This window comes from Thermococcus sp., from assembly GCF_026991495.1.
Classification (GTDB): domain Archaea; phylum Methanobacteriota_B; class Thermococci; order Thermococcales; family Thermococcaceae; genus Thermococcus.
On the sequence record NZ_JALXBJ010000005.1, the window covers coordinates 20720 to 28973 of the forward strand.

At 53.1% G+C, this 8254-nt stretch carries 10 protein-coding genes; 1 reads left to right on the forward strand and 9 read right to left on the reverse strand.

The features are described 5' to 3' along the window. Positions 1 to 15 precede the first annotated feature (15 nt). The 9 genes from MVB78_RS00430 to MVB78_RS00470 form a co-directional block, all read right to left on the reverse strand. Positions 16 to 309, reverse strand: coding sequence for a winged helix-turn-helix domain-containing protein (locus tag MVB78_RS00430; RefSeq protein WP_297486629.1), 294 nt, complete (start codon positions 307 to 309; stop codon positions 16 to 18). 68 nt (positions 310 to 377) lie between these two features. After that, positions 378 to 1076 (reverse strand): DUF2202 domain-containing protein, encoded by a 699-nt coding sequence (locus tag MVB78_RS00435; RefSeq protein WP_297486613.1) that lies wholly within the window; start codon positions 1074 to 1076, stop codon positions 378 to 380. After that, positions 1073 to 1708 carry a DUF4405 domain-containing protein gene (locus tag MVB78_RS00440; RefSeq protein WP_297486614.1) on the reverse strand — a complete coding sequence of 212 codons (636 nt, stop codon included), beginning with the start codon at positions 1706 to 1708 and terminating at the stop codon, positions 1073 to 1075. Before MVB78_RS00440 ends, MVB78_RS00435 begins: the two co-directional genes overlap by 4 nt. 46 nt (positions 1709 to 1754) lie before the next feature. After that, positions 1755 to 1901 (reverse strand): hypothetical protein, encoded by a 147-nt coding sequence (locus MVB78_RS00445; protein WP_297486615.1) that lies wholly within the window; start codon positions 1899 to 1901, stop codon positions 1755 to 1757. 29 nt (positions 1902 to 1930) lie between these two features. Beyond that, positions 1931 to 2236 carry a hypothetical protein gene (locus MVB78_RS00450; protein ID WP_297486616.1) on the reverse strand — a complete coding sequence of 102 codons (306 nt, stop codon included), beginning with the start codon at positions 2234 to 2236 and terminating at the stop codon, positions 1931 to 1933. A gap of 39 nt (positions 2237 to 2275) precedes the next feature. Further along, complete coding sequence (locus MVB78_RS00455) at positions 2276 to 3112, reverse strand: DUF2202 domain-containing protein (RefSeq protein ID WP_297486617.1); 837 nt, start codon at positions 3110 to 3112, stop codon at positions 2276 to 2278. Between the two features lie 205 nt (positions 3113 to 3317). Further along, positions 3318 to 4553 (reverse strand): 2,3-bisphosphoglycerate-independent phosphoglycerate mutase, encoded by a 1236-nt coding sequence (locus tag MVB78_RS00460; protein WP_297486631.1) that lies wholly within the window; start codon positions 4551 to 4553, stop codon positions 3318 to 3320. Between the two features lie 70 nt (positions 4554 to 4623). Continuing rightward, on the reverse strand, positions 4624 to 5298 hold the full coding sequence (locus MVB78_RS00465) for a hypothetical protein (protein ID WP_297486618.1): 675 nt from the start codon (positions 5296 to 5298) through the stop codon (positions 4624 to 4626). Positions 5299 to 5381: 83 nt separating this feature from the next. Next, the gene (locus MVB78_RS00470) at positions 5382 to 6554 is read right to left on the reverse strand and encodes a CBS domain-containing protein (protein WP_297486632.1); all 1173 of its coding nucleotides are present in this window, start codon (positions 6552 to 6554) and stop codon (positions 5382 to 5384) included. 290 nt (positions 6555 to 6844) lie between these two features. Here MVB78_RS00470 and MVB78_RS00475 point away from each other — a divergent pair, with 290 nt between their 5' ends. Next, complete coding sequence (locus MVB78_RS00475) at positions 6845 to 7888, forward strand: integrase (RefSeq protein ID WP_297486619.1); 1044 nt, start codon at positions 6845 to 6847, stop codon at positions 7886 to 7888. The last annotated feature ends 366 nt before the right edge of the window (positions 7889 to 8254 follow it).

An 8254-nucleotide genomic window follows, 5' to 3' on the forward strand; every position in this document is an offset into this window, starting at 1 on the left:
TCCCCAAGGCACCTTTCATCCCTCCAACCTCATTATCATCCCGTTGTCAATGATTATCCGAAACTGCTTTGCCCTGTAGTATTTCTTGGCCCTTGGGTCTCCGGGTTCGAGGCGAAGCTCGCTCTCAACGAGTCCCGCCTTTTCGAGCTTTTTCAGGTGAAGGTAGAGCAACTGCCTCGAAATCCCGAGTTCTTTGGCAAGCTCGTAGACGTACCACTCCTTTTCGCAGAGCATCTTAAGTATCCTAACTCTGACCGGATTCCCAAGGGCCTCACCGATTCTTACAAGCTCTTCGATGCTCTGTACCATGACTATCACGCTGACGCAACCTGAGCAAGACTCTACAATAGAAAGGTGAAGGAGATAAAAGCTTTCCGTTAGCCCCCGGCGATGGAGCGATACTCCCCCTCACTCAGGACCTGAGGCGAGTACTCGACACCGTAGCTGTTAACCAGCACCCTCGTAAATGCTCTCAGGTGGTTCTCGCTGCCGGCCATCAGACTCTCGAATACGAGCTTTATGTCCTCGTTGTCAGTCTTTGAGAGCCACTCCTCAAGGTCTTTTATGTCAACCTCCTCGATCAGGGCGCCAACCTTGAGGGCTTCAATGTTACTCGTCTCGCCTCTGGAAACGAGCTGATCGTAAAGAGCCTGTATCTCAGGGTTTGTGAATTCTCCTATTCCTTTATCCTCCGCCGGGTCAGTAAGGTTGTACTTCTCGATGAGGTTCAATACAGCGTCCATGTGAGTCTGCTCGCTCCTCGCTATGTTTTCGAATACCCTCAGCCCCGTGGCGTTGTAGAGGGTGAGGTAAACGTCCCCCGCGAGCTTCTCCTCCTCACGCATGTATAGTATACCATCTATTTCGTCTGGACTTAAGTTTTCCGCGGGCAGAGTGGAGACATCAAGCGTATCCATCGGTGAGGCCACTCCCTGGCCATATCCCCTGTCCTCAGGCGGTCCCTGGGACGGTGTCCCGGTCTCGGTAGTTCCCGTCTCCGTACCGGTTATGCATCCTCCCACAACAACGGCCCCAAGGGCAAGGGCCATAACTATCAAAGCGCTTAGCCTTTTCATCCTCCATCACCCTTTAGGGAAGTTATGATCTCCTCCAGCATGGCCTTGAACTCCTCCCTATCAAGGCCGTACTCGTATTCTATCTCGGCGAGCTTCTCGTCGGGAGAGGCTTTTATTCCCCTCTTGGATAGCTCTTCAATCAGGGCATCAACGGAAACACCGTAGTTGTCCGCCAGCTCTTGGACTGTGTAGTACTTCATCATCGTGCCCGTTATGTAGACGGCCGTGCTGTTCTCCACGGTGTAATAGTCGTCAGTGGTGCCGATTTCAGAGTTACCTTCCCCAGTGTAGTACGCAAAGACCTGGTACCCCGCTCCAATCAGCAGGAAAGGTATTATCAATGTTGCAACTCCCTTGATCCTCGATTTCTTGAAACCCATGCGCAGCATTGTGACCATGCTCTTGAAGCCTATTATGAGGTGCAGCGCTACCAGGCCAATCATGACGAACCCGAGGTACGTATGGATCGCGGTTAGTGTATCCTTGTCAAGTCCAAGGAAAGTCCACCCTATCGACTTGGCTATCCTTCCGCTTGGGGCAAGGTAAAGTCCGATTCCGGTTATTCCGAGTACTATGAAGACTACGAGCAACAGGGAGTCCACAACTCCCCTGAGTAGAGCAGACGCTTTCACACTCTCACCTCCGGCGGGCACTTTCCTATGCAGAGTGTCATCTTTTTCACCTCCTAACTACGGCGTAGAGCAGGAGCGCCAGCACGATCACCGGCAGTGCCAGCGGGGCAATCCTCGCGAATATGAAGATGAACGCAAGGGGACCGAGCCACCACCAGCCAAAGCCCCTTCTCCCAAGGAACGGACCTCTCATAGCGGGTCCTCCGAACCCTCCCGGCATGTTCATCCCTCCAGGTATATCCATCCAACCACCTCAGTGCCGCAGATCAACGTCACCTTGAGGCCGAAGGCAGTCTGATAGGCGCTTCCGAGGGAGACCCTCTCCAGCGGACAGCCGAGAACCTTTCCGATGTAGTTGCCGTACTCATCGAGTAACTTGAGGAACCTCCCCCGTGGAGTCTCATACTCCTCAACGGTAATCCTGCCGAGCATCCTGTAGGCGTCCTCCGCTACCTCCTCAATAGGTACCTCCTCAGCGGGAAGTTCCCCGTACTCAACAAGATGCATTATCTTAACATCGGACTCCATGCTCAACCCTCCGGAATTGATGAAAATAATGGGGGGACATCAGCCCCCAATGTTCATCCCGCAACTCCCATCGCGGAGGGGTCCGCTACCGTCAGCTGGGCCCATCCGTGCACCTTTCTGAGCTTTCTGTGCTCCGCCCTTGCCTTTCATACCCCTCATGTGCTCCATGCCTTTCCCGTGTCCGTGCTTCTCTCCAGCCATCCTCCTTCCGTGTCCGCTGTGGCAGTTCTCGCCGCTGAGTATCTCGTCAACCTGATCTTGAGGAAGAACTTGGGCGGTGTAGTTGACTTCCTGAGCCTCGAGGTTCCTCACGAAGGCCCTTAGGTGGTTCTCGCTTCCCTTCATGAGGTTGCTGTAAACCGCCTTGATGTCCTCGTTGTCCGTCTTGGCGATCCAGTCTTCAAGGTCCTTGATGTCGGTCTCCTCTATGAGTGCCCCAACTTTGAGCGCATCAACGGTGCTCCCGCTTCCCTGCTCGACCAGCTGGTCGTAGAGGGACTGAAGCTCCGGGTTCTCAAAGACCCCGACCTCGTTAAGGGTGTCCGGTGCAGTCAGGTTGTACTTCTCGATAAGGCCAAGTACCGCATTCATGTGCCTCTGCTCGCTTTGTGCAATCTTCTCGAAAACTTCAAGGCCAGTCTCGTTGTACAGCGTCAAGTAGACGTCCCTCGCGAGCTTCTCCTCCTCTACCATGTAAAGCAGGCCGCTGACCTCGTCGTCGCTGAGCGGCGCGTAGTAGTCCGCGTAGCCCTTCTGGGCGGTTTCTTCTACAGCCGGGTTGGGGCCGGGGGTGCCCATGTAGGCAGCGGCCCCTCCGAGCACCAGACCAAAGAGGCCCAGCACCAGCAATCCAAACCCTACCAACTTTTTCCTCATGTGTCTTCACCTCTCCATATGTAACTTCAATATTACATATGCATGCAGAGTTTATAAAGTTTTCGGTAGCATATTTCAAAAGGACAGCAGGCCACAGCAAACCATGTACCTGCCTAAGAATACTGGTTTACGGATCAGGCGTTAGTTTTGTCCTGTAAAAACCTCAGGCACAACGACAGAATGGTGGAAAGGAAAATGGGACAGCTCAAGCCCCAAACTTCTCGCTCCTGTTCATTAGATCCATCATTACCGGCACTATATCGTGGCCCCTTATCCTTCCGAGGCCTCCCCTCATGCACTCGCGCTCGCCGAAGGCCTCCGTCTGATCTGCTCTGACGCCGCCGCCAGCTATGAGAAGCGGAACCGGGTCACCGCTGTGGTTCATAACTTCACAGGGCGTTGAGTGGTCGCCCGTTATCGCTATCACAACGTCCTCGAGGTCGATGTGCTCGATGATGTAACCTATCATTCTGTCGGCCTTCTCAATCATCTCGGCCTTGAGCTTCGGATTGTTGTCGTGGCCAGCTGCATCAGTCGGCTTGAAGTGCAGGAAGACGAAGTCGTAGTCCCCGAGAAGCTCGACGGTCTTCTTGGCCTTTGCCATTTCGTCTGTGTCGTACTCCCCGGTCGCTCCTTCAGGGGTGTACACGTCAAGGCCTATCGCCCTCGCTACGCCCTTGACGAGGGAGACCGCTATGACTGCTCCAGCCTTAACCTTCCACTGCTCCGTGAACTTCATCGGTATGTTCGGGTAAGTTCCGGCACCGCGGATGAGGAGGTAGTTCGCAACCGGCTTTCCGACTTTCCTGCGTTTTTCGTTCACCGGGTGCTTCTCAAGGACTTCGCGGGCCTTTTTAACGAAATCCTCAAGGAGTTCTGCAACCTTTCTGCTCTCCTCGTCCCCCCAGGTGAACCTGTGCGGAGGCTTGCCGGCTTCATGCGGGTCGTTCTCCCCAACGCGGTAGCCTTTAGCCATGCCCTTGAGAACTAAGACAGCCCTGTGGCCGGTCGCTCCAACGAAGATGAAGTCAACCGGTAGTTTAACGTTATCCTGGATGGCCCTCGCGAGCTCATGTGCTTCCTCCGTGCTTATCCTTCCGGCGCGCCTGTCAGTTATTATCCCGTTCTCGATTGTGGCGAAGTTAACGCGGAAAGCTAAGTCGTCCTCGTCGAGGTCGAGCCCAACCCCGAGGGCCTCAAGGAAACCCCTCCCGCGGTAGACCTTGTAGGGGTCGTAGCCGAATATGCTGAGGTGAGCGGTGTCACTGCCAGCGGGCTGACCCGGCTTTATCGGGTCCTGCTGGCCGAGGATCCCCGTCTTGGCCAGCTTATCCATGTTTGGAGTTTCCGCGTACTCGAGCGGCGTCTTCCCGTCGAACTCCTTGATAGGCCTGTCGCCGAGGCCGTCGAGGATTACAAGCAGTCCTTTCCTCTGCTTCATGTCTATCACCCAGAGTGGTTAAAACGCCGCGGATTAAAAGCTTTCCGTGATCACAGGGCAATCGAATAGGTTAATCCCTAGAGACTCTTATCCGGAAAGATCTACCGGTGGGGATCCCATTGAGAAGTTCTTTTTCCAGAGCGGTGATGGGTACTTCGGTCTCCACTATCGACTCACTCTCATCTTCTCTAATCTTCAGCTCCTGTAAAATACCGTTGGAAACCTTTATTGAGAAATATGAGCCATCTTTAGAGTAGCCCTCGAGTAGAAAGCTCCTTCCAACCTCCAGTACGGTCTTTTTTATCATAGATACTAAAAGTTCAGGGGTTAAATTCTCTACCCTCTCCTGCATGTGCACTGGGCACTTTGCTGCTGAGCAGAACTCCCTTATGGCCTCCCCTATGCCCCTTGTAAAGGTTTCAAGCGGTTTTCCCATGAGTATCTCCCCAAAACCTGACCAGCTCGCCGTTACGAGGAGGTTTCTCCCCTTCATCTCAAAGGTTATCGTCAGTATGCCCCTGTCACCTCTAAATGTATAAACCGCCTTATTCCCTTGTACCCCGTAGTCAAGGGTGAACTCATAACCAAATTTAAAGATGAATCTCGGCACCTCAAAGCGTACCTTCTCTCCCTTGAACTCCTTGAAGTAGGGGAAGAATGGCAAGGTCTTCTCAGGCTTGGCAAGAATCCAGGATATTGATTCCCAACCGTAGGGTAACTCAACTTTGTATGTCCTAGAGATCATGCGACCACCTTGTGCTTTTAGAGAAGAGAAGCAGAAAAGTATTTCTTAAACCCCAAGTTTAAAACCGAAAAATGGAAGATGAGTCAGAATTCGAGCTTCTCAAGGAACCTCTTAGCGTACCTAACGTCCTTCTCAAGCTCTGCCTTCTGGAGGAGCTGCCTTTCAATTGCCCTGAGGGCATCGTGCACCGCCTGAATGGCCCCCCACGTCTCCCCTGTGGCGACAAAGACGCCCCTGTCTGTTACTATCCTCATCCTGGCCTGGTAGAGGTGGACACCGCGGAACTTCTCCCTGAACCGCCTGATGTGGAGGTAGATCATGCCCTCCTGGCCGAGCAGGTCTTCGTAGCCGTCTATAAACCGCCTTATGTCCTTTATGATCCTCTCCCTCGTGAAGTCGCTCAATATCTGGGCATCGCCGCCGAGCTGGAGGTAGAACCTCGCCTCCTTTTCTATCATCCTCGATACCGGGAGCAGGAGGTCTTTAACTGTGAGGACCCCAACAACCCTCTCCTCAGAGTCCGTAACGACGAGGCCATCTATGTCGTTCTCTTCCATGAGCCCGACGGCAGCTCTAACGCTTGACTCGGGGGAGATCGTTATGACCCCCCTTATCATCACGTCCCTGAGGGGCATACTGAAGGGTGGCACCTTCTCGCCGGCAACCTCCCCATACTGGGCCTTGAAGCGCGGCTTTATGAAGCGGATTATGAGGTCGTGGAGGGTTACGAGGCCTTCAAGCTTCCCCTCATCGTTTACAACGGGGATCCTGGAGATGGCGTTGTCGCGCATGGTCGCGAGGGCTTTCGCCACCGTCTCCTCCGGCTTCATCGTTATAACGTCCTTCGTCATGTAGGCCTCTACCCTCTCCCTTCCAAAGTCGCCCTCGGCTACCCTCTTGAGTAGGGCTATATCGCTTATAACACCCGTTATCTCCCCTTTCGAGCTCCCCACGGGAAGGGACCTGAGGTCAACTTCGAGCATGAGTTTCGCCGCCTTGTTGAGATCCTCCTCGGGCTTTATAACGGGGGCGGGCTTGTATACGTCCCTCACCTTCGCCTTCGTGGGATCCCATTTGAGGTGGGATCTTATTATGAGATCCTGCGTGAGAACTCCCCTGTACTCGTTTTCATCGAAGACCAGAATCAGGTCAGGGTCCTCCTTTTCAAAAATTCCTATCGCCTCAGAAAGCGGCCTGTCCACGCCTATTTTCCGGAACCTGTCTGTCATGACTTCCTTTACCTGAATCCCAACCATGCTGTCACCTCCCTTCATCCACTATTAGGGCGGCCCTTAATTTAAACCTTTGCAACCCTTCCCCTCGTGAGCATTTAAGCACGGCCAAAGCCGGTTCGATTAAACGCCGCACTTTCGAGCGGAACTCAGCATCAGCCGGATTTTAGGGCTCAGGGAAAGGCATTAAAAGCTCGTTTCCCGAGTGATCAAGCGGTTAAACGTTCGGCCTAAAAATTTATAAACTCCTGCGGGTTTTCGTCATTTGACTGGAGCGCCGGGGTAGCCTAGCCTGGGAAGGCGCGGGACTCGAGATGGTGGATTTTGGCGAAAGAAGGCCTCCCACCGACGCAATGCCAAAAAGCGAGCCAGGAACCCAAGATGTTTTTACAGAGGCTTTGATTGATTCCACAGCCAAGATCCATTACGGTCGTGACCGCGAAGAATACGCCAAATGGATACAGAGGGAGTCTCCTTCTTTGGCCAGAGATTACATCAGCAGACTCAACAAATATCTCTGGGGGAAAAAGGCAAACACTCCCGAGGAGCTTAGGAGGATCGTCGAGTCAATCCCCCCAACCTCATCCGGTTCTCCTAACAGGAAGGCTTACCTCGCCATCAGGAGCTACATCAACTTCCTAGTCGCGACTGGAAGAATTAGGAAGAGCGAGGCCATTGACTTCAAGGCTGTGATCCCAAACATAAGAACCAAGGCCAGACCTGAATCGGCCAAGGTTATCAGTGCTGAGGACATCAGGGAAATCATCAAGGACGTAAAGGGTTCAAAGCCAGAGATTGTCCATGCGCGGAAGCTTTACCTCAAGCTTCTTGCCTTCACTGGCCTTCGTGCTGATGAGGTTAGAGCGCTGATGAACCAGTTTGATCCTAGGGTGATTGATGACACTTTCAAAGCCTTTGGCCTTCCAGAGGAGTGGCGGGAGAAGATAGCCGTCTATGACATGGAACGGGTGATGTTGCCGCGCAGGAAGCATCAGACGAAGAGGGGTTATATCGCTGCCTTTCCTGTGGAACTTGTTGAGGACCTCGTGAAGTTCAAGGCCTCAGGGTATAGGATGAGGAAGGACAATACTTACAAGAGGACGATGCTGAACCATCCGGGGAGGCATAAGGATCTATCGCTTTTCAGGAAATTCTTCCAGAACTTCATGAACGACAATGTTATGAGTACGGTTCCAAACCCGCCGGCCGATGCCATGCACCTCATTGAGTTCCTTCAGGGTAGAGCGCCGAAGAACGTTGGTGGGAGAAACTACCGCTGGAACGTGAAGAACGCTGTGAGGATTTATTATTACATGGTCGATAAGCTGAAAGAAGAGCTCGGGATTTTGGAGCTTTAGCGGATCAAACTCCAGATTGACTTTTTCTTTTTCCGTTTTCTCTGCACGTTCCACAGGCCTACGACCTTACGCTCCCCACGTTCAGATTCTCTCACAACATACCACTTTCCAGTTAGGGGATTGTAGATTTTTCTCTCACCCATACAACTCACCGACTAACTCTTTCTCCCTTTGCACTTTTCGGCAATCTGAGGATGCGCGTTCTTCATATACGTCCTGAACTGACCTGCAGTCATCACCTGACCTCCTCCCCGCCTTGAAAGGCGAGGGTTCCAACGGTTTAACCCCTCGCCAAGGGCGGTTCGGTTTACGGGCACTCATCCACCTACTTCTGTTACCGGTTTCGGTTCAGCCCGAAGGCACGGT

Excerpts from the sequence above, each read along its gene's own strand:
- MVB78_RS00435 (WP_297486613.1), bottom strand. The coding sequence starts at position 1,076 with ATGAAAAGGCTAAGCGCTTTGATAGTTATGGCCCTTGCCCTTGGGGCC.
- MVB78_RS00430 (WP_297486629.1), bottom strand. The coding sequence starts at position 309 with ATGGTACAGAGCATCGAAGAGCTTGTAAGAATCGGTGAGGCCCTTGGG.
- MVB78_RS00460 (WP_297486631.1), bottom strand. The coding sequence starts at position 4,553 with ATGAAGCAGAGGAAAGGACTGCTTGTAATCCTCGACGGCCTCGGCGAC.
- MVB78_RS00450 (WP_297486616.1), bottom strand. The coding sequence starts at position 2,236 with ATGGAGTCCGATGTTAAGATAATGCATCTTGTTGAGTACGGGGAACTT.
- MVB78_RS00445 (WP_297486615.1), bottom strand. The coding sequence starts at position 1,901 with ATGAGAGGTCCGTTCCTTGGGAGAAGGGGCTTTGGCTGGTGGTGGCTC.
- MVB78_RS00475 (WP_297486619.1), top strand. The coding sequence starts at position 6,845 with ATGGTGGATTTTGGCGAAAGAAGGCCTCCCACCGACGCAATGCCAAAA.
- MVB78_RS00455 (WP_297486617.1), bottom strand. The coding sequence starts at position 3,112 with ATGAGGAAAAAGTTGGTAGGGTTTGGATTGCTGGTGCTGGGCCTCTTT.
- MVB78_RS00470 (WP_297486632.1), bottom strand. The coding sequence starts at position 6,554 with ATGGTTGGGATTCAGGTAAAGGAAGTCATGACAGACAGGTTCCGGAAA.
- MVB78_RS00465 (WP_297486618.1), bottom strand. The coding sequence starts at position 5,298 with ATGATCTCTAGGACATACAAAGTTGAGTTACCCTACGGTTGGGAATCA.